Origin of the sequence: Microbacterium sp. CFBP9034, assembly GCF_034045255.1 — a bacterium.
Classification (GTDB): domain Bacteria; phylum Actinomycetota; class Actinomycetes; order Actinomycetales; family Microbacteriaceae; genus Microbacterium.
In genome coordinates this window covers 465,754-488,381 of record NZ_JAXCWC010000001.1, presented here as the reverse complement: position 1 = coordinate 488,381, position 22,628 = coordinate 465,754, and the positions used below count along the sequence as shown (strand labels likewise).

Annotated in this window: 22 protein-coding genes; 11 read left to right on the top strand and 11 right to left on the bottom strand. The window is 71.5% G+C overall.

The annotated features are described in order from the left end of the window. The first annotated feature begins 15 nt into the window (after nt 1–15). The gene (locus SOM19_RS02180; protein WP_320484910.1) at nt 16–855 is read left to right on the top strand and encodes an exodeoxyribonuclease III; all 840 of its coding nucleotides are present in this window, start codon (nt 16–18) and stop codon (nt 853–855) included. 48 nt (nt 856–903) lie between these two features. Here the strand turns inward: SOM19_RS02180 and SOM19_RS02175 are convergent, their stop codons facing one another. Beyond that, nucleotides 904–1,608: a winged helix-turn-helix transcriptional regulator gene (locus tag SOM19_RS02175; protein ID WP_320484909.1), complete on the bottom strand. Its 705-nt coding sequence runs from the start codon at nt 1,606–1,608 to the stop codon at nt 904–906. Nucleotides 1,609–1,612: 4 nt separating this feature from the next. Continuing rightward, nucleotides 1,613–2,050 (bottom strand): VOC family protein, encoded by a 438-nt coding sequence (locus tag SOM19_RS02170; RefSeq protein WP_320484908.1) that lies wholly within the window; start codon nt 2,048–2,050, stop codon nt 1,613–1,615. 142 nt (nt 2,051–2,192) lie between these two features. Between SOM19_RS02170 and SOM19_RS02165 the strand changes: the two genes are divergently transcribed. Together SOM19_RS02165 and SOM19_RS02160 are read left to right on the top strand one after the other, a co-directional pair. Further along, nucleotides 2,193–3,455, top strand: coding sequence for a sensor histidine kinase (locus SOM19_RS02165; protein WP_320484907.1), 1,263 nt, complete (start codon nt 2,193–2,195; stop codon nt 3,453–3,455). Nucleotides 3,456–3,499: 44 nt separating this feature from the next. Then, nucleotides 3,500–4,159 (top strand): response regulator, encoded by a 660-nt coding sequence (locus tag SOM19_RS02160; protein WP_414683644.1) that lies wholly within the window; start codon nt 3,500–3,502, stop codon nt 4,157–4,159. Between the two features lie 95 nt (nt 4,160–4,254). Here the strand turns inward: SOM19_RS02160 and SOM19_RS02155 are convergent, their stop codons facing one another. Then, nucleotides 4,255–4,824 carry an NADPH-dependent FMN reductase gene (locus tag SOM19_RS02155; RefSeq protein ID WP_320484905.1) on the bottom strand — a complete coding sequence of 190 codons (570 nt, stop codon included), beginning with the start codon at nt 4,822–4,824 and terminating at the stop codon, nt 4,255–4,257. 225 nt (nt 4,825–5,049) lie between these two features. Here SOM19_RS02155 and SOM19_RS02150 point away from each other — a divergent pair, with 225 nt between their 5' ends. Then, complete coding sequence (locus tag SOM19_RS02150; RefSeq protein WP_320484904.1) at nt 5,050–5,934, top strand: ABC transporter ATP-binding protein; 885 nt, start codon at nt 5,050–5,052, stop codon at nt 5,932–5,934. Continuing rightward, nucleotides 5,931–7,043 (top strand): ABC transporter permease, encoded by a 1,113-nt coding sequence (locus tag SOM19_RS02145; protein ID WP_320484903.1) that lies wholly within the window; start codon nt 5,931–5,933, stop codon nt 7,041–7,043. The genes SOM19_RS02150 and SOM19_RS02145 overlap by 4 nt, the downstream gene beginning before the upstream one ends. Nucleotides 7,044–7,098: 55 nt before the next feature. Here SOM19_RS02145 and SOM19_RS02140 read toward each other — a convergent pair whose 3' ends face one another. The 4 genes from SOM19_RS02140 to SOM19_RS02125 all read right to left on the bottom strand — a co-directional run bounded on the left by SOM19_RS02140 (nt 7,099) and on the right by SOM19_RS02125 (nt 10,068). Continuing rightward, a complete protein-coding gene (locus SOM19_RS02140) occupies nt 7,099–7,479 on the bottom strand; it encodes a VOC family protein (protein ID WP_320484902.1) in 381 nt (126 codons plus the stop codon). Nucleotides 7,480–7,573: 94 nt separating this feature from the next. Next, nucleotides 7,574–8,785 (bottom strand): acetyl-CoA C-acetyltransferase, encoded by a 1,212-nt coding sequence (locus SOM19_RS02135; protein WP_320484901.1) that lies wholly within the window; start codon nt 8,783–8,785, stop codon nt 7,574–7,576. Nucleotides 8,786–8,955: 170 nt separating this feature from the next. Beyond that, a complete protein-coding gene (gene rraA / locus SOM19_RS02130; RefSeq protein WP_320484900.1) occupies nt 8,956–9,423 on the bottom strand; it encodes a ribonuclease E activity regulator RraA in 468 nt (155 codons plus the stop codon). Between the two features lie 90 nt (nt 9,424–9,513). Further along, complete coding sequence (locus SOM19_RS02125; RefSeq protein ID WP_320484899.1) at nt 9,514–10,068, bottom strand: ArsR/SmtB family transcription factor; 555 nt, start codon at nt 10,066–10,068, stop codon at nt 9,514–9,516. 57 nt (nt 10,069–10,125) lie between these two features. Between SOM19_RS02125 and SOM19_RS02120 the strand changes: the two genes are divergently transcribed. From SOM19_RS02120 to SOM19_RS02105, 4 genes are all read left to right on the top strand, one after another. Further along, nucleotides 10,126–11,550 carry an MFS transporter gene (locus SOM19_RS02120; RefSeq protein ID WP_320484898.1) on the top strand — a complete coding sequence of 475 codons (1,425 nt, stop codon included), beginning with the start codon at nt 10,126–10,128 and terminating at the stop codon, nt 11,548–11,550. 112 nt (nt 11,551–11,662) lie between these two features. Next, nucleotides 11,663–12,826, top strand: a complete 1,164-nt coding sequence (locus SOM19_RS02115; RefSeq protein WP_320484897.1) for a type III polyketide synthase — start codon at nt 11,663–11,665, stop codon at nt 12,824–12,826. Continuing rightward, entirely contained in the window at nt 12,823–13,563 is a 741-nt protein-coding gene (locus SOM19_RS02110; RefSeq protein WP_320484896.1) for a methyltransferase domain-containing protein, read from the top strand. Before SOM19_RS02115 ends, SOM19_RS02110 begins: the two co-directional genes overlap by 4 nt. Continuing rightward, the gene (locus SOM19_RS02105) at nt 13,556–14,698 is read left to right on the top strand and encodes an FAD-dependent oxidoreductase (RefSeq protein ID WP_320484895.1); all 1,143 of its coding nucleotides are present in this window, start codon (nt 13,556–13,558) and stop codon (nt 14,696–14,698) included. Before SOM19_RS02110 ends, SOM19_RS02105 begins: the two co-directional genes overlap by 8 nt. A gap of 15 nt (nt 14,699–14,713) precedes the next feature. Here SOM19_RS02105 and SOM19_RS02100 read toward each other — a convergent pair whose 3' ends face one another. Both SOM19_RS02100 and SOM19_RS02095 read right to left on the bottom strand, forming a co-directional pair. Beyond that, the gene (locus SOM19_RS02100; protein ID WP_320484894.1) at nt 14,714–15,556 is read right to left on the bottom strand and encodes a UbiA family prenyltransferase; all 843 of its coding nucleotides are present in this window, start codon (nt 15,554–15,556) and stop codon (nt 14,714–14,716) included. Nucleotides 15,557–15,611: 55 nt separating this feature from the next. Beyond that, nucleotides 15,612–16,094, bottom strand: a complete 483-nt coding sequence (locus tag SOM19_RS02095) for a hypothetical protein (RefSeq protein WP_320484893.1) — start codon at nt 16,092–16,094, stop codon at nt 15,612–15,614. A gap of 63 nt (nt 16,095–16,157) precedes the next feature. Here SOM19_RS02095 and SOM19_RS02090 point away from each other — a divergent pair, with 63 nt between their 5' ends. Further along, nucleotides 16,158–18,278, top strand: a complete 2,121-nt coding sequence (locus tag SOM19_RS02090) for a DEAD/DEAH box helicase (protein ID WP_320484892.1) — start codon at nt 16,158–16,160, stop codon at nt 18,276–18,278. A 27-nt stretch (nt 18,279–18,305) separates the two neighbouring features. On the opposite strand, the gene SOM19_RS02085 is transcribed toward SOM19_RS02090, so the two are convergent. Continuing rightward, on the bottom strand, nt 18,306–20,510 hold the full coding sequence (locus tag SOM19_RS02085) for an ATP-dependent Clp protease ATP-binding subunit (RefSeq protein ID WP_320484891.1): 2,205 nt from the start codon (nt 20,508–20,510) through the stop codon (nt 18,306–18,308). A 196-nt stretch (nt 20,511–20,706) separates the two neighbouring features. Between SOM19_RS02085 and SOM19_RS02080 the strand changes: the two genes are divergently transcribed. Then, the gene (locus SOM19_RS02080) at nt 20,707–20,919 is read left to right on the top strand and encodes a dodecin family protein (RefSeq protein WP_320484890.1); all 213 of its coding nucleotides are present in this window, start codon (nt 20,707–20,709) and stop codon (nt 20,917–20,919) included. A gap of 3 nt (nt 20,920–20,922) precedes the next feature. On the opposite strand, the gene SOM19_RS02075 is transcribed toward SOM19_RS02080, so the two are convergent. After that, the gene (locus SOM19_RS02075) at nt 20,923–22,596 is read right to left on the bottom strand and encodes a SulP family inorganic anion transporter (protein WP_320484889.1); all 1,674 of its coding nucleotides are present in this window, start codon (nt 22,594–22,596) and stop codon (nt 20,923–20,925) included. Nucleotides 22,597–22,628 lie beyond the last annotated feature (32 nt).

Sequence of the window (22,628 nt, the reverse complement as noted above, 5' to 3'; positions counted from 1 at the left end):
CCTAGGCTGGAAGCCATGCGCCTGGCCACCTGGAACGTCAACTCCATCCGCGCCCGCGTCGACCGCATCGTCGACTTCGCGGTGCGCGAGCACATCGATGTCCTCGCGATGCAGGAGATCAAGTGCAAGGTGGAGCAGTTCCCCTTCGACCGCTTCGAGGAGGCGGGGTTCCACGTCGAGGCGCACGGCTTCTCGCAGTGGAACGGCGTCGCGATCGCGAGCCGCGAGCCCGTCACCGACGTGCGCACCGCCTTCCCCGGAATGCCCGGCTTCGAGAAGGGCGTTGAGGCCCTGGACGCCCCGCAGGAGGCTCGCGCGATCGGCGCCACGGTCGGCGGTATCGAGCTGTGGAGCCTCTACGTCCCCAACGGCCGTTCGCTCGGGGACCCCCACTACTTCTACAAGCTGGACTGGCTCGCAGCGCTCGAGCAGTACACGCGCGAGTCGCTCGCCGCGAACCCCGATCACGCGCTCGCGCTCGTCGGGGATTTCAACATCGCTCCGACGGATGCCGACAACGGCGTCCCGCAGATCGTCCAGGGGTTCTCCACCCACATCTCGCCGCCCGAGCGCGCCGCGTTCGCCGCTCTCCAGAACGCGGGACTGCAGGACGTCGTGCGGCCCCTCGTGCCGACCGGCTTCACTTACTGGGACTACAAGCAGCTGCGCTTCCCCCGCAACGAGGGCATGCGCATCGACTTCATCCTGGGCTCCCACGCGGTCGCCAACGCGGTTGCCGGCGCCACGATCCACCGCAATGAGCGCAAGGGTGAGGCGCCCAGCGACCATGTTCCGGTGGTGGTCGACCTCGACCTCGAGGGTCCGGACGACGACGATCGCCCCATGATCTTCTGACGCCCCGGCCGCGCCGGGACCCGCGGCCGCGCCCGGCCGCGCTGCGGCTCAGGCTGCGAGCGCCGGGCCCCCGGTCGCGGGGATGTGGAAGGTGGCGGCGAACCGCTCGAGCAGGGCGGCGTCTCCCGAGATGACGGTGAGCACCTCGTGCTGGATCGCCTCGGCCGGGGCGAGCTCGCCCGAGATGACACGGCGAAGTCCTGACCCCGCGGCGAATGCGATGTCGGGATCGCCCTGCGGAAGTCGGCCCCCGACGGGCGGCGCGGGTGGGGCCAGCTGCGCGATTCGCAGCTCGTCGCCGTCCACCTGCACGCGAAGCGTCACCGCACCGACGTGAACCTCGTAGTCGCCGGGAGGGAGGGAGGCCGCGGCATCCGCCCGGAATGCGGTTCGGAGGGTGGTCGTGAGCGAGTCGGCCGTCACGACGTCGTCGATGCCGGCCTCGCCCATCGAGGCGAAGCCCCAGCGTCCGAGCGCCAGCACGATCGGCTCGAGCTCGCGGCCGTACGGGGTGAGCTCGTAGACCAGGCCGCAGTTCATCAGCGGCACGCGCCGGACCACACCGCCCTCCTGCAGCTCCTTCAGCCGCGTGGAGAGGATGTTGGTCGGGATCCGGGGCAGTCCCTGCTTGAGGTCGGTATAGCGCCGGGGGCCGACGAGCAGATCGCGGACGATGAGCATCGCCCATCGCTCCCCGATCAGCTCGACGGCGGACGTGACACCGCAGTACTGCCCGTAGCTGCGCGAGGCCACGGGGTCAGGCCTGCGTCTGCTCCGCCAGGTAGACCTCGGGCCCCTGCGCGGCGGCGGAGGGCTCCATGTACATGAACTCGATGCCGTTGCCGTCGGGATCCTCGAGGTCGCGGGAGTACATGAAGCCGTAGTCCTTGGCTTCGGTCGGCTCGGTGCCGCCGTTGGCCAGGCCCGCGGCGAGGATCTTGTCGACGTCGTCCCGCGACTCCCGGCTGAGGGCGATCAGCACTTGCGCGTGGGTGTTGGGGTCGACCATCTCCTTGTCGGTGAAGGTCGCGAAGTACTCCTTGGTGAGCACCATGAAGAAGACGTTCTCGTCCCAGACGATGCAGGCCGCGTTCTCATCGGTGAACAGCGGATTGATGTCGGCGCCGAGGGCGGTGTAGAAGGCCTTGGCGCGCTCGAGATCGCTCGTCGGGATGTTGACGAAGATGTGGGTCATTTCGTTGCTCCTCTGGCGGTGTGAGCCGAGTCCGTCCGCGGCTCCTGGTCGATACTTGCAAAAAGCAACCTCGCTTGTCAATAGCAAGTGAGGTCCGTCGTGCGGGGATGCCGCACCCCCACGCGGCCCGTACCGTGGAGGGATGTCCGAGACCTCCGCCGCCCACAGGCGCCCGCCCGTCAGCGCGCTCGAGCTCCGCAACGACGTGTGGCTCGCGGCCGCGCTGCTGATCGGCGCCGTGCTGAGCGCGGCACTCGGATCCGTCGCCGGCGTGTACGGGGACGACACCGCACAGGGGATGCAGTGGTCGCTCCTCTACGCCGTCGGTCTCACCGCGCCGCTGGCGCTGCGTCGGCGGTACCCCGAGCTCGTCGCGGTCGCCATCGCGCTCGTGTTCTTCGTCGGCGTCTCGATGCGCATCCCCGAGCTCTATGTCGGCAACATCGCCCTCTTCATCGCGATGTACACGGTGGGCGCCTGGGTCGACGACCGCCGCCGGTCGCAGTACGTGCGGATCGCGATCATCATCGGGATGTTCGTGTGGCTCCTCGTCACGACGTTCCAGGCCGCGACGGCGCCCACCGATGACGGCTTCTCGCGGGAGGGCGTCTTCTCGCCGTTCGTGGCGTTCATGCTGATCCAGCTGCTGATCAACGCGGCCTTCTTCGGCGGCGCCTACTACATGGGCGATCGTGCCTACGCGTCGGCGCTGCAGCGGGGCGCCCTCGAGGAGCGCACGCGCGAGCTCGAGAACGAGCGCGAGGTCACCTCGGCTCAGGCCGTCGCCCTCGACCGCGTGCGCATCGCCCGCGAGCTGCACGATGTCGTCGCCCACCACGTCTCGGCGATGGGGGTGCAGGCCGGAGCCGCCCGCGCGGTGCTCGACCGCGATCCCGAAGCCGCACGCGCGGCCCTGGTCGGAGTGGAGGAGTCGGCGCGCTCCGCGCTCGAAGACCTCCGCCACCTGCTCGAGACGCTGCGCACGCCGGACGGCGATGCACCCAGTGCGTCGACCGTCCGGCTCGTCGGCCTCGCGGACCTCGTCGCCCACGCGAGCGAGAACGGGCTGCCCACGACGCTGACCGTCGTCGGCGACCAGGTCGCGCTCCCTGACCTTCTGCAGGTCAACATCTATCGGGTCGCACAGGAGGCGCTCACGAACGCGAGGCGCCATGGCGGGCCGGATGCCGCAGCCGAGGTGCGGCTGCGCTTCGACGACGACGCGGTCGAGCTCGAGGTCACCAACTCCGGACGGGTGGCATCGCCGATGCGCCCGGGCCTCGGCATCGTCGGCATGAGGGAGCGCGCGGCCGCCTCCGGTGGCACGCTCGAGGCATCGCCCCGGGGCCGCGGCGGGTTCCTGGTGCGCCTGCGCGTTCCTCTGAGCGAGCGGGTCGCGGCGTGACGGCTGCGACGATCCGCGTCCTGCTGGTCGACGACCACGCCGTGATGCGAGCCGGATTCCGCATGATCCTCGAGGCTGCCGACGACATCGTCGTGGTCGGCGAGGCCGCGAGCGGCGTCGAGGCGGTGGCCGCGGCATCCGCTCTCCGCCCCGATGTGGTGTGCATGGACGTGCAGATGCCCGACATGGACGGGCTCGAGGCGACCCGGCGGATCGTCGCCGACCCCGACGTCGACGCGGCCGTCGTGATCGTCACGACCTTCGACCGCGACGACTACCTCTTCTCGTCGCTCGCCGCCGGCGCGAGCGGGTTCCTGCTCAAGAACGCCGGGCCCGAGGAGCTGGTGTCCGCTGTGCGCGTCGCCGCCGCCGGCGATGCGCTGCTCGCGCCCGAGGTGACGCGCCGGGTGATCGCGCGGTTCGCCGACGACCCCGCGGCGTCGCGACCGGCGGGCGCCGGTGCGACGTACCCGCGGATGTCGACGGGCGAGCAGCCGGTTCTGCCCCCGCGTCCTGAGCTGACGGACCGCGAGGACGAGGTGCTGCGGCTGCTCGCGCAAGCCATGAGCAACGCCGAGATCGCCGAGCGGCTGTACATCGGCGAGGCCACGGTCAAGACGCACGTCTCGAACGTGCTGCAGAAGCTCGGCGCGCGCGACCGGGTCGCGGCCGTGGTCTACGCGCACCGCCACGGCCTGGCCTAGCCCGGGCGCGTTTCGTCTCGCTCGCTGCGCTCCCTCGCTCAACGACCACCGGTCGTTGAGCGAGCGAAGCGAGACGAAACGCGCCGGCACGGGGCCTACGCGGCGACGGGCACCTGGGTGTAGCGGTCGACGAGTGCGCCGAAGGCCTCGAGGTAGCCGGCGAGGAACTCGGCGGTCTGGTCGTTCGTGACCTCGCCCGCGTCGGTGAAGAGACCGGGCGTCGACTGCACGTAGCCCTCGGGCTGGCCGAGCGTCGGAGCGTTGTAGTGGCTGAGGATGGCCTTGAGGTGCTGCTGCGCGGCCGCCGTCGCGATCGGGCCGCCGGACGTGCCGATCACGGCCGTGGGCTTGCCGTTGAACGAGCCCTGACCCCACGGGCGGGCGGCCCAGTCGAGCGCATTCTTCAGGACGCCGGGGATCGAGCGGCTGTACTCCGGCGTGACGATGATGACGCCGTCGACGTCGTCGATCGCCTGCTTGAAGTCGCGGGCGACCTGGGGATAGTCGGCGTCGAAGTCGGGCGAGTAGAACGGCAGGTCCTTGATCGGGATCTCGACGAGCGTCGTGCCCTCGGGGGCGAGGCGCTCGAGCGCCTTCGCGAGACGACGGTTGATCGACGTCGACGAGATGCTGCCGACGATGTAGCCGATGGTGCGGTCGGACATGTTGAGTCTGCTCCTTGAAGTGACAAAGGCGTCCCCTGGTGGGGACCACCGTGGACGTTCCATTCACGTGCAAGGACCGGCATCCGCTGTCTATTCCCGCGCATGGAATCTGTCCCGCGGGCACCCGCCTCCTCCTCCCGGCGGGGGCGGATCCCCCTCGTGCGGGGGATGCCGCGGGCCGGCCCCTTCCCTAGCGTGGAGACACACCACCTGAAGGAGACGCGGATGCTGCAGCTGACCGGGATCACCAAGAGCTACGGAGGGCGACGCGTGCTCGACGACGTGTCGTTCGACGTGCGGGAGGGAAGGCTCACCGGGTTCGTCGGCGGCAACGGCGCCGGCAAGACCACCACCATGCGCATCGTGCTCGGCGTGCTCGCCAAGGAGGGCGGCACGGTCACCCTCGACGGCGTCGAGGTCACGGCGGGCGATCGCCGCCGCTTCGGCTACATGCCCGAGGAACGCGGGCTGTACCCGAAGATGAAGGTGCGTGAGCACATCGTGTACCTCGCGCGGCTGCACGGGTTTTCGAAGGCGGATGCCACGGCCCGCGCCACGGCGCTGCTCGAGAATCTCGGGCTCGGCGAGCGCCTCGACGACAACGTCGAGACGCTGTCGCTCGGCAATCAGCAGCGGGCGCAGATCGCGGCCGCCCTGGTGCACGACCCCGAGGTGCTGATCCTCGACGAGCCGTTCTCCGGACTCGACCCCCTCGCCGTCGACGTCGTGGCCGGCGTCCTCCAGGAGCGCGCGGCCGCGGGCGCCGCCGTCATCTTCTCCTCCCACCAGCTCGATGTCGTCGAGCGCCTGTGCGACGACCTCGTGATCATCGCGGGCGGGACGATCCGCGCCGCCGGTGCCCGTGACGCCCTCCGCGCCCAGCACTCCACGCGCCGCTTCGAGCTCGTGTCGGCCGGTGACGCCGGCTGGCTGCGGTCCGAGCCGGGCGTCGAGGTGCTCGACTTCGACGGCGGCTTCGCCGTGTTCGACGCCGACAGCGACGAGACGGCCCAGCGCGTGCTGCGCCGGGCGGTCGCGCAGGGCGACGTCGCGAGCTTCGCGCCGCAGCATCCCACCCTCGCCCAGATCTTCAAGGAGGTCATCCAGTGAGCACCGCGACTCGCACGTCCCCCACCGCTCTCGCACCGAGCGCCGCCCAGAGCATCTGGCTCGTGGCCGAGCGCGAGATCGGCTCGAAGCTGCGCAGCAAGGCCTTCGTCATCTCGACGGCGATCCTGCTCCTCGGCGCCCTCGTCCTGGTGCTCTGGGGCGGCTTCGCGGCGAGCAATGCGACCGGCACCCCGGTGGCGGTGACCTCGGATGCCGCGCAGTACGTCTCGGAGGTGCAGGGGCTCGACGTCACCGACGTCGCCGACCGCGCCGAGGCGGAGGCCCTCGTCGAGAGCGGCGACGTCGACGCCGCGGTGGTCGCCGACGCGGACTCCCCCGTCGGCTTCGCGGTGGTGGCGGACTCCGACGCCCCGTCGCAGCTGATCCTGCAGCTCTCCCAGACGCCGCCGGTCGAGCTCCTCAACCCCGAAGAGGGCAACGCCGCACTCGGCTACGTCGCCGCCATCGGATTCGGCGTGGTGTTCCTGTTCGCCGCATCGATGTTCGGCGGGACGATCGCGCAGAGCGTGGTCGAGGAGAAGCAGACGCGGGTCGTCGAGCTGCTCATCTCGGCCATCCCGGTGCGGTCGCTGCTGGCCGGCAAGGTCATCGGCAACACGATCCTCGCGATGGCGCAGATCCTGCTGCTGGCGGCGATCGCGGTCGTCGGGCTGACCGTGACCGATCAGACCGCGCTGCTGCAGGGACTCGGCGGACCCATCGCCTGGTTCGCGGTGTTCTTCTTCTTCGGCTTCATCCTGCTCGCGTCGCTGTTCGCGGCGGCGGCCTCGATGGTGTCGCGTCAGGAGGACATCGGATCCACCACGACGCCGCTCACGATGCTCATCATGGCGCCGTACTTCCTGGTGATCTTCTTCTTCGACAACCCCGTGGTGCTCGGCATCATGTCGTACGTGCCGTTCTCGGCCCCGGTCGGTATGCCGATGCGGCTGTTCCTCGGCGAGGCGCAGTGGTGGGAGCCGCTGCTGTCGCTCGCCATCCTCATCGCCACCTGCATCGCGGCCATCCTGGTCGGTGCACGCATCTACGAGAACTCGCTGCTGCGCATGGGCGGTCGCGTGAAGCTCTCGGAGGCGCTCGCCCGCTGACAACGGCTCCGGATGCCTCGGCCCCGAGTGACTCGCGGGCCGAGGCATCCGCTCGTCAGCTGCCCTTGAGCACGGAGAGCACGTTTCCCGACGGATCGCGGAACCATGCGATCTCGGGACCCATGTCGCGCGCGATGCCCTTTGCGTCGGTCGGGAAGTCGGCGTCGTCGTAGATCTTCGTCCTCACGCCGCGCGAGTTGAGATCGTCGACAGCGGCCTCGACGTCGTCGACGTCGAAGTTCATGATCGTGAAGCCGGCGGGCTCGTGGTCGGGCTTGGGGTAGGCGATCACGGTCGCACCCGAGCCGAGCGTGAGCTGGAGGATCCCCATCTCGTTGAGCGTCGCGGGGATGCCGAGCGTGTCGCCGTAGAACGCCTTGGCCTCGTCGATGTCGCGGACGGCGAAGCCGCTGAATGCGCGGTCGGGCGTGAACATGGTGCCTCCTGGGTCGTGACTGTGCTGATGGCTGCAGCCAGCCTCCGCCTGTGCGGCGCGCGTGTCCAGGGGTTGCGAGGGGGCGCGGGCGATGTCAGACGAGCTCGACCACCGTCGCGACGCCCATGCCGCCGCCGATGCAGAGCGTGGCGAGTCCGTAGCGCCCACCGGATCGCTCGAGCTCGTCGATGAGGGTGCCGAGGATCATCGCCCCGGTCGCGCCGAGCGGGTGGCCCATCGCGATCGCGCCCCCGTTGACGTTCGTGCGCTCGTGCGGGAAGTCGTCGAGGTCGCGCATGAGCTTGAGCGCCACCGACGCGAAGGCCTCGTTGATCTCGACCAGATCGATGTCGTGGATCGACAGGCCCGCGCGCTCGAGTGCGAGGCGCGACGCCGGGCCGGGGCCGGTGAGCATGATCGTCGGCTCGGTGCTCACGACCGCGGCCGACCGGATGCGGGCGCGCGGCGTGAGGCCGTGGCGCTCGCCCGCGCTCTCGCTGCCGACGAGCACGAGGGCGGCGCCGTCGACGATGCCGGAGGAGTTGCCCGCGTGGTGCACGTGGTCGATCTCCCCGGCCTCCGGATACCGGCGCAGCGCGATCTCGTCGAACCCGGACCGGCCCATCGCCGCGAACGCCGGGGGCAGGGCGGCCAGCGTCTCGAGGCTCGTGCCCGGACGGATGATCTCGTCGCGCGCGAGGACGACGTCGCCTCCGGCGGCCAGAACCGGCACGACGGAGCGGTCGAACCGGCCCTCGTCCCAGGCCCGGGCGGCGCGCTCGTGCGAGGTCGCGGCGAACCGGTCCACGTCCTCCCGGCTGTAGCCCTCGAGCGTCGCGATGAGGTCGGCGCTGATCCCCTGCGGCACACCCTCGGCTGTGACGGCCGCGGCCGAATCCTTCGACCACGGACCGCCGTCGCTGCCCATCGGCACACGGCTCATCGACTCGACGCCGCCGGCGAGGAACAGGTCCTCCCACCCCGAGCGCACGCGGGCTGCGGCCTGGTTCACCGCCTCGAGGCCCGACCCGCAGAAGCGGTTGAGCTGCACGCCGGGCACGGTGTCGGGGAGCCCGGCCGCGAGCGCCGCGACTTTGGCGATGTCGGAGCCCTGATCGCCGATCGGCGTGACGCAGCCGAGCACGATGTCATCGATTCCGGCCGGATCGAGCCCCGGATGACGCACGCGCAGGGCGGCGACGAGCCCGACCACGAGCTCGTGCGGCGGGATGCCGTGCAGCGCCCCCGTCGCTTTGCCGCGACCCCGCGGTGTGCGAACCGCGTCGTAGACGTAGGCCTCGGTCATGGCGTCTCCTCTGATCGCTTCCTCCATGGTGCCTCTTCCGGAGGGTCGGCGGCGCCTGGCGGCGCAGATTCAGGAGACACGCCGCCCGCGGCTGCGCGGCGGGCCCTGCAGCACGGCGTGTCTCCTGAATCCGGTACGGCACGGCCGCGGCGACCCCGCACGGGCCGGGGTCAGCGCTCGACGAGCACGCCGTCGGCGTCGGCCCAGACGTGCCGGCCGGGCGTGAAGACGACGCCCGCGATGGTGACCGGCACGTCGACCTGGCCGGCCCCGTCCTTCGCGCTCTTGCGCGGGTTCGAGCCGAGGGCCTTGACCCCGAGCGGCAGGGCCGCGATGGCCTGGCGGTCGCGGATCGCGCCGTTCACGACGACCCCGGCCCAGCCCTGGGCGACGGCCGACGCCGCGATCAGATCGCCGATCAGAGCCGACTCGAGCGAGCCGCCGCCGTCGATCACGAGCACGGCTCCGTCGCCGGGTGTCGCGAGCACGGCCTTGACCAGCGCGTTGTCGCGGTGGCATCGGACGGTTCGGATCGGTCCGTCGAACGCGACGCGACCGCCGGCGTCCTGAAGCTGCAGCGAGAGCGAGTCCAGCTCGTCGCCGCGCTCGTCGTACAGGTCGGCGGTGGAGATGGTCATGGTGCCACCGTATTCCGCCCCGTGCGGCCTGTCGGCGAGAACGGCCGCGGAAGTTCGGCCGCATTTTTCCGTGCGTGAAGCCGGGCGCCCTCAGGCGTCGCGGGCGGCGCCGCCGCCCGTGGGCGGATTGCGGTCGGGGTGGAACGCGATGAAGAGCGAGTAGGTCTCGCCGTCGGGATCGGGGCCGCGCTCCTTGAACTCCTGCGCGAGGTCGTAGAGCCGCTGCTGGAGCTCGGCCTTGTGCTCGGCATCCAGCTTGAGGCCCAACCAGGTGGTGTCGAGTTCCTCGTCGTCGAGACCGTCGATCTGCTGCAGGAACGTCTCGACGAGGACGGTGCTCCCTCCCGGCATCGCGGTGCGCCACGACAGCCCGGTCGCGCGGTACGGCACCTCGCGCGCACCCTGCGCGCCGGCGCGCTCCGGCTCGGCCACGAGGTAGCCCGTCTGCACCAGGGTGCGCACGTGATGGAGCATCGTGCCCGGGTTCATCCCGAGCAGTTCGGCCAGCTCCTTGTTCGTGCGCGACTCGAACGCGCACAGCCGGAGGACGCGCAGCCGCAGCGGAGAGCTCAGCGCCCGCAGCCGCAACTCGGCCTCGGGGTCGTCGGGATTGAGCTCGACCCGTTCCTCGCGATACTCCACCACCCGCCCAGGCTAACCGACCGATTGACAACTCTCAATCAGTGTCGGACACTGATTGGCATGTCCCAATCACCGCACCCGAGCGACCCCGCGGCGGTCGACGAGGGTGTGCTCGCCGAAGCGCGGGCCGAGGCATCCGTCCCCTCCTCCGCCTCGCGGGCGGACGCCGGCGTCGAAGCAGACCACGCGGGCCCGACGCCGGCGGCCGCGCCCGTCGGGTCGCTCTGGCGCGACCGCAACTTCCTCACGATGTGGAGCGGCCAGACGCTGAGCCAGTTCGGCGCGCAGGTGACCGAGCTCGCCGTGCCCGTGCTCGCGGTGCTCCTGCTCAACGCCACCGAGTGGCAGGTCGGCGTGCTCAACGCCGCCAATGTGGCAGCCTTCCTGCTCGTCGGGCTGCCGGCCGGCGCCTGGATCGACCGCATGCGCAAGCGCCACGTCATGATCGCCGCCGACCTCGTGCGCGCCGCCGCACTGGCCCTCGTGCCGCTCCTGTGGATGCTCGGGATGCTGCAGATGTGGCATCTCGTCGCGATCATGGCCGTCGTGGGGATCGCCACCGTGTTCTTCGACGTGTCGTACCAGAGCATCGTCCCGTCGCTCGTGCGACCGAACCAGATCGCCGAGGCGAACGGCAAGCTGCAGTCGAGCTATGAGCTGGCGAACATCGCGGGCCCGGGGTTCGGCGGGTGGCTGGTCGGACTGATCACCGCCCCGCTGGCGGTGCTCGCGACCGCCGGCACCTATGTCGTCTCGGCCGTCGCCCTGCTCTTCACGCGTGATCACGAGCCCCCGCGCGCGATCGAGGATCGCGGCCCGATCCTGCGCGAGATCTGGGAGGGGCTGCACTTCGTCTTCACCGAGAAGCTGCTGCGCCGGATCGTCGGAACGACGGGCACCTCGAACTTCTTCAGCACGGTGTCGGGCACCCTGCTGCCCCTGTTCCTGCTGCGAGACCTCGGATTCACCCCGGTGTCGCTCGGCCTGATCTTCTCGCTCGGGGCGGTCGGGGGCCTCCTCGGCGCCATGGCCACGCCGCACATCGTGCGCTGGATCGGCGAGGCGCGGGCGATCCCGGTGAGCGCGCTCGGATTCAGCATCATCGGCCTCGTCGTGCCCTTGGCCGCCGCCGTGCCGGCCATCGCCTTCCCGCTGCTGGTCGCGCAGGCGTTCGTGATGAGCTTCACGGTGCTGCTGTACAACATCACGCAGGTCACCTTCCGCCAGCGCATCACCCCGATGCGCCTCCTCGGCCGCATGAACGCGTCGGTGCGCTTCGTGGTGTGGGGTGTCATGCCGATCGCGGCCCTCCTGGCGGGCCTGCTCGGCACGTGGCTCGGCGTCCTGCCCACGATGTGGATCGGCGCGATCGGGCAACTGCTGTCGGCCGCCTTCGTCGTGTTCGGCCCCTTCTGGGCGATGCGCGAGCTGCCCGACGTCCACACGTCCGCGGCATCCGCCGACGAGACGCCGCCCGAGAAATGAGCGCGAGGGTCGCCCCCGCTCCCGTCTCGGGCCGACGCACCGCCTTGTAGTCGGCCGGACTCGTTCGCGCAAGGCGGCCCTGTGCGGGCCCCCGAGATGCTTAGGTGTGAGCATGAGCACGCGTATCGTCTCGATCGGAACCGCCGTTCCGCCGACCCGCATCGGCCAGGAGCGCGTCCGCGACCTCTTCGCCGCGCAGCCGGGCGTGGACCGCCTGACCCGACGCCTCATCCATGCCGCGTTCGACGCCTCCGCGATCGAGTCGCGCCACACCGTGCTCGCAGAGCTCGACCCGGGCTCGGATGCGCAGCCCGGCGGCGACGCCTCGTTCATCGACGGCGGCACGCTCCTCTCCCCGACCACGGGACCGCGCAACGACCTCTACATCCGCGCCGCGCCGGGGCTCTGCGCCGAGGCGGCGAGGAGTGCGCTGGCGGATGCCGAGATCGAGGCATCCGCGGTCACCCACGTCGTCACGGTCTCGTGCACCGGGTTCTACGCCCCCGGGCCGGACTACCGGCTGGTGCGCGACCTGGGGCTGCCGACGACTGTCGAGCGCTACCACCTCGGCTTCATCGGGTGCGCGGCGGCGCTGCCCGGCCTGCGGCTCGCCTCGCGCATCACGGCCGCGCAGCCCGGAGCGGTCGTGCTCGTGGTGTGCGCCGAGCTGTGCTCGCTGCACATCCGGGCCTCGTCCGACCCCCAGCAGATCGTCGCCGCGTCGGTCTTCGCCGACGGCGCCGCCGCCGCGGTCGTGACGGCGGATCCGGATCGCGGCCGGGCGGGCGGCCTGGAGCTCGACCGGTTCGGCACGGCTCTGACCGGCGAGGGCGAGAAGGACATGGTCTGGACGATCGGCGACAACGGGTTCGAGATGATCCTGTCGGCCGAGGTCCCCCGCATCATCGGGCGTGAGATCCGCTCGGCCGTGGACCGGTTCCTCGGCTCCGACGGCTCACCGGACGCCTGGGCGGTGCACCCCGGCGGGCGCAGCGTGCTCGATCGCGTGGAGTCCGGCCTCGACCTGACGCCCGACAGCCTGGACCGCTCACGCGGGGTCCTCCGCGACTACGGCAACATGTCCAGCGCGACCATCTTGTTCATCCTGCGCGCGCTCCTGCAGGACGAGGCCATCGGCGACGGCGCCCGCGTGGGCGCGCTCGCGTTCGGGCCCGGCCTCACGGTCGAGTCCGCGCTCCTGACGAAGCGGACGCCGACGGCGACTCCCCCCGCGGGCGCTCGCGAGATGGCGGCGTCGGGCCCGGTCCGCGCATGAGCCTGGCGGTCCGCGACCCCGCGCTGGCCGAGCTCATGGACGACCCGGCCTGCGATCCGGTGCGCCTGCGCGCGACGCTGCGCCGATTCGGCACGATCAACCGCCTGGTGTCGGGCTGGGGCACGGTCTACCGCACCCGGCTCCGTCCCGCCCTCGCCGCTCTCGACCGACCGGCGCGCGTGCTCGACCTCGGCTCGGGGGGCGGAGATCTGGTGCGCCGGCTCGCCGGCTGGGCCGCACGCGACGGACTCGACGTGGAGTGGACGGGCGCCGACCCCGATCCTCGCGCGCACGAGGTGGCAGAGAGCTATCACGCACCTCCCACGGTCGAGTTCCGGTGCACGGATGCCGCGGCCCTCCTCGCTGAGGGCGCCGAGTTCGACGCGGTGCTGTCCAACCACGTGCTCCACCACCTCGGCGTGACCACCGCCACGTTCCTGGAGGAGTCGCAGCTGCTCTCCCGCGGGCTCGTGCTGCACGGCGACATCGCGCGCAGTCGGTTGGCGTACGGGCTCTACGCGGTGGGGATCACGCCCTTCGCGCCGGGCACGTTCCTGCGCACCGACGGGCTCCGGTCGATCCGCCGCAGCTTCACAAGGCAGGAGCTGCAGACCGCGCTCGACCGGGAGGCACCGGCGGCGTGGACGGTCGAGGCTCCTGTGCCGTTCCGGCTGCTCGCCGTCGGGTCGGGCCTGGCGAGCGGCCATCAGGAATCCCGAGGCGGCCACCGTGCCTGACGTGATCGTCGTCGGCGCGGGACCGGTGGGCATGCTGCTCGCCGGCGACCTCGCCCGCCGCGGCGTCGACGTCGAGGTGCTCGAGCGTCGCCCTGCCGCGGGGAACGGGTCGCGCGCGATCGGCGTGCATGCGCCGGCACTCGCCGCGCTCGAGGCGTCCGGCACGACGGAGCGCCTGCTGGCCGATGCGGTCCGCGTCGGGCGCGGCGAGGCGCGATCCGGGGAGCGGGTCCTCGGCGTCGTGCGCTTCGACCGCCTGTCGACGCGGTTTCCCTTCGTGGCGACGCTCCCCCAGGCGGCGACCGAGCGCGTCCTCGCCGCGGGCGCCCCCGAACCGCTCCGGGGTGCGACCGTGCGGGCGGTGCTTCCCCGCGCCGACGCGGTGCGCGTGCGCGCCGGAATCGGCGGCCGGCCGATCGAGCTCACCGGCGCACTGGTGGTCGTGGCATCAGGAGCCGCCGGCCGCGACCTCGTCTACCGGCCCGCGGCCGTCCGCCCCCGCGAGTACCCCGACCGGTACCTCATGACCGATGCCGCGCTTCCCCCGCGGCCGGACGCGGAGGTCGCGGTGGTCAACCTCGACCGGCACGGCGTCCTCGAGTCGTTCCCGCTGCCGGGAGGCGTGCGTCGCTTCGTGGCCTGGGACGATCCCGGCGCCGACCCCGAGCCCGAGGCCCGGGCCGCACGCCTGCGTGCCGCCCTGGTCGCGCGCGGCGAGGCCGAGGCATCCGACGCGATCACCGAGGCGAGCGCGTTCAGAGTGCGACGGGTCCTCGCCCGGCGACTGCGGAACGGACGGGTGTTCGTCATCGGCGACGCCGCGCACGAGGTGAGCCCCATCGGCGGCCAGGGAATGAATCTCGGACTGCTCGACGCTGCCGGGCTCGCGCCGCTGCTGGCGACCTGGATCCGCACGGGCGACGCGCCGGAGGCGGAGCTGCAGCGGTGGGAGCGGCGACGCCTCGCCTCGGCGCGGACCGCGGCCCGGCTCGCGGCCGTCAACACGTCGCTGGGCCGGCCGCTGCCGGGCGCGCTCGACGCCGCCCGTCGCGCGACCGTGCGCGCCATGCTCGGACCCGCGACGGAACGGCTGTTCGCCCGCGCCTACGCGATGGGGCTCGACCGCGACGCGTGAGCGCCGGACGCGGCCTCAGGTCGCGAGCGCCTGACCCGACGCGACGAGCTGCGCCGCGAGCAGCAGCGCCGACACCATGACCAGGCGGAAGACCACGCGCGCCGGGGGCCGCAGCGTGGCACGGACGAGCGTCAGCACGGCGACCACGACGACGGCGGCGAAGAAGATCCACGACAGCGGGGTCACCTGCGACAGGTCCCCGCCCACCGGCCCGAGCAGCACGGCGACGGCGCCCCCGGTCACCGCGAGGGCGGCGAGCACGGCCGACAGGCGAGGCCCGAGGCGGTGGGGCAGGCCGCGGACTCCGGTGCGCTCGTCGTCGTCGAGATCGGGCAGCACGTTGGTCAGGTGCACGGCCGAGCCGAGGGCGGCGCCCGCGATCCACGCCCACCCGGCGGCGAAGGAGGGGTCGGGCGACGAGAGCGTCGCGAGGGAGGGGAAGAGGCCGAAGCTCACGATGAAGGGGACCAGCGAGAACGCCGTCGACTTCAGCCCCGCGTTGTACGACCACGCCGAGCCGAGGAACAGGGCATGGGCCGCCAGCATCCGCCAGCCGAGAGGCGCCGAGAGGGCGAGCGCGAGGAAGAGGGCGACGGATGCCGCGACCCACGCGGTCCGCTCGCTCACATCCCCCCGGGCCACGGGCTTGTCGGTGCGCCCGACCGAGCGATCCCGGGCCGCGTCGAACGCGTCGTTCGAGATGCCGATCGACAGCTGGCCGAAGAACACGGCGAGCCCGAGGAGCGCCAGGCGCCAGGGCTCGAGACCGACGGCGATGCCCAGCGCGACGGCGAGGGTGGTGACGACCAGAGTCGGACCGGGATGCGAGGATCCCCACAGAGCCCGGACGGTGCGCACGCTCGATGCTCTCACGCGGCAGCGCGCGGGCACGGCCGGTTGCGCGCCGCCGACGTCATCGGGTAGCCGGTACCGGAGCGGCTGCCGCCCGACGGCCGATCACGATGCCCCAGACGGCGAGGACGAGCATCGCGAGATAGGCCAGGCCGACGAGCACCGCCGAGATCACGAACAGGGCCTGCGAAGTCTCCTCCGTGATGTTCCACCACGACATCAGCGCCGAGTTCAGATGGCCCGAGTCGCCGGAGTCGGGCACGGTCAGTCCGCCGAGCACGAACCCGAGCCACAGCACCGCGCTCGCGAGGTCGTAGCGCACCCGCGTGGCGCGGGCTCGTCGCACCTCGGTGTCGAAGAGGGTCAGCACCGGCGGGATCAGGAGCAGCCCGACCACCACGGCCCCGTAGACGATGCCGACGATCGCCATCCAGCCCAGTTCGGCGCCGACGGCGCCGCGGCCGAGGAAGAAGAACACGGGAAGGAGCAGCGCCATCGCCCACTGCGCGTAGAAGACGATGCGACCGGTGCCCTCGATGTGCATTGTCCGACCGTACCGCTCTGCCGGCGCGAAGCGGATGTCGGGGCGATCGGGCAGGCTGGGGGGATGACGGTGACCACGACTCGCGCGGCGGCGCTCGACGCACTGCGGAGTCTCGTCGGGCGCGACGACGCCGACTTCCACGACGGCCAGTTCGAGGCGATCGAGGCGCTGGTGGACGGGCGCCGTCGGGCGCTCGTCGTGCAGCGCACCGGGTGGGGCAAATCGGCGGTCTACTTCGTCGCGACGCTGCTGCTGCGTCGTCAGGGTGCGGGGCCCACCGTGCTGGTGTCGCCGCTGCTGGCCCTCATGCGCGATCAGATCGCCGCGGCCGAGCGTGCGGGCGTCCGCGCGGTCGCGATCAACTCGACCAACGCTCACGAGTGGTCCGACGTGCTCGCCCGGCTCGACCGCGACGAGGTGGACGTGCTGCTCGTCTCGCCCGAACGACTCAACAACCCGTCCTTCCGCGACGAGCAGCTCCCGGCGCTGGTCGCGCGGATCGGCATGCTGGTGGTCGATGAGGCGCACTGCATCAGCGACTGGGGGCACGACTTCCGCCCCGACTACCGGCGGCTGCGCGAGCTGATCGCGCGCATGCCGGCGGGCGTGCCGGTGCTGGCGACCACCGCGACGGCGAACAGCCGGGTCGTCGCCGACGTGGCGGAGCAGCTCGGATCCGAGGAGCTCGGGGGCGCGGCATCCGGTGCCTCCTCCGAGGTCCTGACGATCCGCGGGCCGCTCGCGCGCACCTCGCTCCGGCTGGGGGTGCTGCGCCTGCCGACTGCGCCGAGCCGGCTGGCGTGGCTTCTCGGGCACCTCGGCGATCTGCCCGGCTCGGGGATCATCTACACGCTGACGGTTGCGGCGGCGAACGACACCGCCCAGCTGCTCCGCTCGCGCGGCTACGATGTGCGCGCCTACACGGGCCAGACCGACGCCGACGAGCGCGAGGAGTCCGAGGCCCTGCTCAAGGCCAACCGCGTCAAGGCGCTCGTCGCCACCAGTGCGCTCGGCATGGGGTTCGACAAGCCCGACCTCGGGTTCGTCGTGCACGTGGGCGCCCCGTCGTCCCCCGTCTCGTATTACCAGCAGGTAGGGCGCGCGGGGCGGGCGACGGCATCCGCCGACGTCCTGCTCCTGCCCGGCGTCGAGGACCGCGACATCTGGCACTATTTCGCCACCGCGTCCATGCCGTCCCGCGATCGCGCCGAGCGCGTCATCTCCGCGCTGTCGGGATCGCCTCTGTCGACCCCGGCGCTGGAGGCCGTGGTCGACATCCGCCGCACTCCGCTCGAACTGCTGCTCAAGGTGCTCGACGTCGACGGAGCAGTCCGCCGCGTGCAGGGCGGCTGGATCTCCACCGGCGAGCCCTGGGTCTACGACGAGGAGCGCTACGCGCGGATCGCCGCCGAGCGCATCGCCGAGCAGCGGCACATGATCGAGTACGAAGAGACCTCGGGCTGCCGCATGGAGTTCTTGCAGCGCTCGCTCGACGATCCGACGGCGGCACCGTGCGGGCGCTGCGACAACTGCGCGGGCGTATGGTTCCCGGTCGAGATCCGGTCCGACGCCGCGGATGCCGCGACCGCCGCCCTCGACCGGGTGGGCGTGCCGATCGAACCGCGCCGGCAGTGGCCGACGGGCGCCGACCGTCTCGGAGTGCCCGTGAAGGGGCGCATCCCTCCCGCCGAGCAGGCCGGCGAGGGCCGCGCGCTCGCCCGCCTCACCGATCTCGGATGGGGCGGGACGCTCCGCGAGGTCTTCGCCGCCGGGGCTCCCGATGCGCCGGTGCCGCCGAACCTCCTCGCCGCGTGCGTGCGGGTGCTGGCGGACTGGGGGTGGGACGAGCGCCCCGTCGCCGTGGTCGCGATGCCGTCCCGGGCCCACCCGCTGCTCGTCGACTCGCTGGCCCGGGGCCTCGCCGAGGTCGGCCGGCTGCCCTACCTCGGCGCCCTCGAACCGGTGTCCGGCGGCCCGAGCGGGCAGCCGGGCGGCAACAGCGCGTTCCGCCTCGCCGGGCTGTGGAGCAGGCTCACCGCCGACGGGCTCCAGATGCCTCCCGGGCCGGTGCTGCTCGTCGACGATTACGTCGACAGCCGCTGGACGATGACGGTCGCCGCGCGGGAGCTGCGAGCCGCCGGTGCGAGCGCCGTGCTGCCGTTCGCGCTCGCCCTGCGCGGGTGACGACGGCCGGCCCGCCGCCGGTCGGTCCTAGTCCTCCAGCAGTTCGGCCTCGACGACGTCCTCGTCCGGCGCCTCGGGGGCGGGTGCGGGGCCTTCGCTCACCAGGGTGAGGCCCGACCCGTCGGCCGCGACATCCACCCGCACCACGTCGCCGTCGCGCACCCCGCCGCCGAGGATCGCCATCGCGAGGCGGTCCTGGATCTCGGACTGGATGAGGCGGCGCAGCGGCCGCGCCCCGAACACCGGGTCGTAGCCGCGCTCGGCCAGCCACCCGCGGGCATCGGGCGTCACCGCGAGGGTGAGTCGTCGGTCGTGCAGGCGGCGCTGGAGCGCATCGACCGCGAGCTCGACGATCTGCGCCAGGTCGTCCTGGCTGAGCGACTGGAAGATCACGATGTCGTCGAGGCGGTTCACGAACTCGGGCTTGAACGCCTGGCGCACGAGCCCCTGCACCTGCTCCCGCTTCTGGTCGATCGACAGCGTCGGGTCGATCAGGATCGGCGAGCCGAGGTTGGACGTCAGGATAAGGATGACGTTCTTGAAGTCGACGGTGCGGCCTTGGCCGTCGGTCAGTCGCCCGTCGTCCATGACCTGCAGCAGCACGTCGAACACCTCGGGATGCGCCTTCTCGACCTCGTCGAGCAGCACCACGCTGTACGGACGCCGCCGCACCGCCTCGGTCAGCTGCCCGCCCTGCTCGTACCCGATGTAGCCCGGAGGGGCGCCGACGAGCCGCGACACCGAGTGCTTCTCGCCGTACTCCGACATGTCGACGCGCACCATGGCGTGCGGGTCGTCGAACAGGAACTCGGCGAGCGCCTTGGCGAGCTCGGTCTTGCCGACGCCGGTGGGGCCGAGGAAGAGGAACGATCCCGTCGGACGGTCGGGGTCGCTGATGCCCGCGCGGGAGCGCCGCACCGCGTCGGACACCGCCTTCACGGCGACCTTCTGCCCGATGAGCCGCTTGCCGAGCTCGGCCTCGAGATGCAGCAGCTTCTCGGTCTCGCCCTGCAGCAGACGGCCCACGGGGATGCCGGTCCACGCCGCGATGACGGCGGCGATGTCCTCGTCGGCGACCTGGTCATTGACCATGCGGTCGCCCGCGGGCTCGTCGCGCTCGGCCTCGACCAGCTGGCGCTCGAGGCCGGGGATCTCGGCGTACAGCAGCCGGGACGCCTTCTCGAGGTTGCCCTCGCGCTGCGCGCGCTCGGCCTCCATGCGGGCGGCGTCGAGCTTCGTCTTGAGGTCGCCGACGCGGTTGAGCGACGCGCGCTCGTGCTCCCATCGGGCCTGCAGCTCGCTCAGCCGCGCCTGCTCCTCGCCGAGCTGCTCACGGAGGGCGGCCAGACGCTCCTTCGACGGGGCGTCCTTCTCCTTCTTGAGGGCCAGCTCCTCGAGCTTCAGCCGGTCCACGTGCCGGCGCAGCTCGTCGATCTCGAGCGGCGCCGAGTCGATCTCCATGCGCAGGCGCGAGGCGGCCTCGTCGATGAGGTCGATGGCCTTGTCGGGCAGTTGCCGGCTCGGGATGTAGCGATGGCTGAGGGAAGCCGCGGCCACGAGCGCGGCATCCGCGATCGCCACCTTGTGGTGGGCCTCGTAGCGCTCCTTGAGTCCGCGCAGGATCGCGACGGTGTCCTCGACCGAGGGTTCGCCGACGTAGACCTGCTGGAAGCGGCGCTCGAGCGCGGCGTCCTTCTCGATGAACTCGCGGTACTCATTCAGCGTCGTCGCGCCGATGAGCCGCAGCTCACCGCGGGCGAGCATGGGCTTCAGCATGTTCGAGGCCGCGACCGACCCCTCGCCGCCGCCCGCGCCCATGAGCACGTGGAGCTCGTCGATGAACGTGATGATGCGCCCGTCGGACTCGGTGATCTCCTTGAGCACGCCCTTGAGTCGCTCCTCGAACTGGCCGCGGTACATCGCGCCGGCGACCAGGGCCGAGATGTCGAGGGTGACCAGCTCCTTGTCCTTGAGCGAGTCGGCGACGTCGCCCGCGACGATGCGCTGGGCGAGCCCCTCGACGACGGCGGTCTTGCCGACGCCGGGCTCGCCGATGAGCACGGGATTGTTCTTGGTGCGACGGGTCAGCACCTGGCTGATGCGGCGGATCTCGCTGTCGCGTCCGATGACCGGATCGAGCTTGCCCTGCCGGGCGCGGTCGGTGAGGTTGATCCCGAACTGCTCGAGGGCGCTCTGCGCCTCCTCCTGCCCGGGGTTCTGCGTGGCGTTCATGTGTCTCCTGAAATCTGCTCGCGCTCAAACTTGAGTCGCGATGGCTCAAGTTTATCAGGAGAGCGGATGCCTCGGCAATGCCTGCCACCGGTCGTTGAGCGAGCGCAGCGAGACGAAGCCCCCCGCCGACCGAGGGTTGATTCGTCGTGCGAGCGGGAGAAGTCTGGGGGGACACACACGAACAGAGGAGTTCATGATGAGCAACACGACTGTCGCACGCGTCACGACGATCACCGCCCGGTCCCCGGAGAGCTTCGAGTCAGCGCTCAAGGAGGGCATCGCACGCTCCCACGCGACGCTCCGCAACGTCAGCGGGGCATGGGTCAAGGAGCAGAAGGTCGAGTGCACCGACGGCGCGATCACGTCGTTCCAGGTCGTGCTCGAGGTGACGTTCGTCCTCGACGACTGACCGCTACGGGCGATCCGTCCCGATCTCGGCCCGCGCATCGGCATAGGCGCGGCGCAGCGTCTCGCCGACCCACTCGGTGCCCTTGTAGATGTTGCGCTCGCCGATGTCGTCGAGCAGGCCGCCCGCCTCGAGCTGGTCGATCACGCGGTCCTCGGTCGCCACGATCTTCAGGCTCGAACCCGCGTCGTCGAGGCGGTGGGCGAACCGGCGCAGGACGTCGACGAGCGACAGGCCGATCTGGTCGGTGCCGCGCAGCCGCACGATGACCACGGCGTTGCGCGACTCGCGGGTGACGTCGGGGAGCTGCTTCTCGAAGATGGGCGCGCTCGCGAAGAACAGGCTCCCGTACGGCTGCAGCACCAGGACGTGGTCGGGGGGCACGACGGGCGGCGGGTCGGACTCGCGCAGGCGACCGTCGTCGGCGATGTGCACGGCGCGTACGCGCACGCGGTTGGACTGCTGGGCGACGTAGAGGATGATGCCGAGCCCCACCCCGGCGAGCACCGCGAACTGGAGCGGGATGATCAGCGTCAGCCCGAAGGTGACCGCCATGATCGCCGTCGGCAGCGGGCCGGACTTCACCACCGAGTACACGCGGCTCGGCTTGATCGCGCCGAAGCCGATCACGATGAGGAGGCCGGCGAGGGCCGGCATCGCGACGAACGCGACGACGTCGGCCAGGAGGAACACGACCAGCGCCATCACCCCACCGGCGATGAAGAGCGCGAGCCGCGACTTCGCGCCCGCCTGCACGATCAGCGACGAGCCCGACATCGAGCCGCCCACAGGCATGCCCTGGAAGACCCCCGACACCAGGTTGCCGGCGCCCTGGCCGATGAAGTCGCGGTTGGTGTTCGCCGGACGTCCGTCCACCGTCGGGATCCCCGCCGAGACCGCAGCGCCCTGCACGAGGCCGATGAACGCCAGCGACACCGCCGGCACGATGAGGAGCGGCACGTCGGCGAGGCTCGGCAGCACGGGCAGCGGAAGCCCGCGCGGCACATCGACGAGGTCGCGCAGCTGGATCACGGGGTCGCCGACCCAGAGGTTCAGCAGCACTGCGCTCGCCGACCCGACGACGACGGCGACGACGAGGCCGAGGCTGCCCACGCGCGTGGGCCGCAGCACCACGATGAGGAGGATGGTGATGGTGCCGACGACGATGGACGCGATGCTCCACTGCCCGATGTGCACGACCACATCGAGCGTCTTCAGCAGCCTGTTGGAGCCCTTCGCCGCGTAGCCCGTGAAGTTGGACAGCTGGCCGAGCACGATGTTGACGCCGATGGCGGTGATGAAGCCGGTCATGACCGGGGTGGGAACGAAGCTCACCAGACGCCCTGCCCGCAGGAGCCCGGCGAGGACCATCACCACCCCCGTCAGCATCGCGAGCGTGAACAGCGCACGGTCGGGGTCGGGGGTGCTCGCGAGTCCGGCGTCGGAGACGACCAGCGCCATCGCGCCCGTGGCCTGGACCGCCATGAAGGAGCTGCTCGTGAAGGCAGCCGCCCCGACGAGGCCGAACATATAGCCGTAGAGGCCCGCCAGCGGGTTCACGCCCGCGAGAAGTCCGGCCGCGAGCCCGTCGGGCACGGCCTCGATGCCGAGCACGAGACCGGCCGCGGCATCCTTCCCGACCGTCTTGCGGGAGAACCACCGCCTGGGATCTATCCGCACGGTGACACGCTATCGAAGCGCGGCGGTGCGCA

Excerpts from the sequence above, each read along its gene's own strand:
- SOM19_RS02180 (WP_320484910.1), top strand. The coding sequence starts at position 16 with ATGCGCCTGGCCACCTGGAACGTCAACTCCATCCGCGCCCGCGTCGAC.
- SOM19_RS02170 (WP_320484908.1), bottom strand. The coding sequence starts at position 2,050 with ATGACCCACATCTTCGTCAACATCCCGACGAGCGATCTCGAGCGCGCC.
- SOM19_RS02165 (WP_320484907.1), top strand. The coding sequence starts at position 2,193 with ATGTCCGAGACCTCCGCCGCCCACAGGCGCCCGCCCGTCAGCGCGCTC.
- SOM19_RS02160 (WP_414683644.1), top strand. The coding sequence starts at position 3,500 with ATGCGAGCCGGATTCCGCATGATCCTCGAGGCTGCCGACGACATCGTC.
- SOM19_RS02155 (WP_320484905.1), bottom strand. The coding sequence starts at position 4,824 with ATGTCCGACCGCACCATCGGCTACATCGTCGGCAGCATCTCGTCGACG.
- SOM19_RS02150 (WP_320484904.1), top strand. The coding sequence starts at position 5,050 with ATGCTGCAGCTGACCGGGATCACCAAGAGCTACGGAGGGCGACGCGTG.
- SOM19_RS02140 (WP_320484902.1), bottom strand. The coding sequence starts at position 7,479 with ATGTTCACGCCCGACCGCGCATTCAGCGGCTTCGCCGTCCGCGACATC.
- SOM19_RS02135 (WP_320484901.1), bottom strand. The coding sequence starts at position 8,785 with ATGACCGAGGCCTACGTCTACGACGCGGTTCGCACACCGCGGGGTCGC.
- rraA (WP_320484900.1), bottom strand. The coding sequence starts at position 9,423 with ATGACCATCTCCACCGCCGACCTGTACGACGAGCGCGGCGACGAGCTG.
- SOM19_RS02120 (WP_320484898.1), top strand. The coding sequence starts at position 10,126 with ATGTCCCAATCACCGCACCCGAGCGACCCCGCGGCGGTCGACGAGGGT.
- SOM19_RS02115 (WP_320484897.1), top strand. The coding sequence starts at position 11,663 with ATGAGCACGCGTATCGTCTCGATCGGAACCGCCGTTCCGCCGACCCGC.
- SOM19_RS02110 (WP_320484896.1), top strand. The coding sequence starts at position 12,823 with ATGAGCCTGGCGGTCCGCGACCCCGCGCTGGCCGAGCTCATGGACGAC.
- SOM19_RS02095 (WP_320484893.1), bottom strand. The coding sequence starts at position 16,094 with ATGCACATCGAGGGCACCGGTCGCATCGTCTTCTACGCGCAGTGGGCG.
- SOM19_RS02090 (WP_320484892.1), top strand. The coding sequence starts at position 16,158 with ATGACGGTGACCACGACTCGCGCGGCGGCGCTCGACGCACTGCGGAGT.
- SOM19_RS02085 (WP_320484891.1), bottom strand. The coding sequence starts at position 20,510 with ATGAACGCCACGCAGAACCCCGGGCAGGAGGAGGCGCAGAGCGCCCTC.
- SOM19_RS02080 (WP_320484890.1), top strand. The coding sequence starts at position 20,707 with ATGAGCAACACGACTGTCGCACGCGTCACGACGATCACCGCCCGGTCC.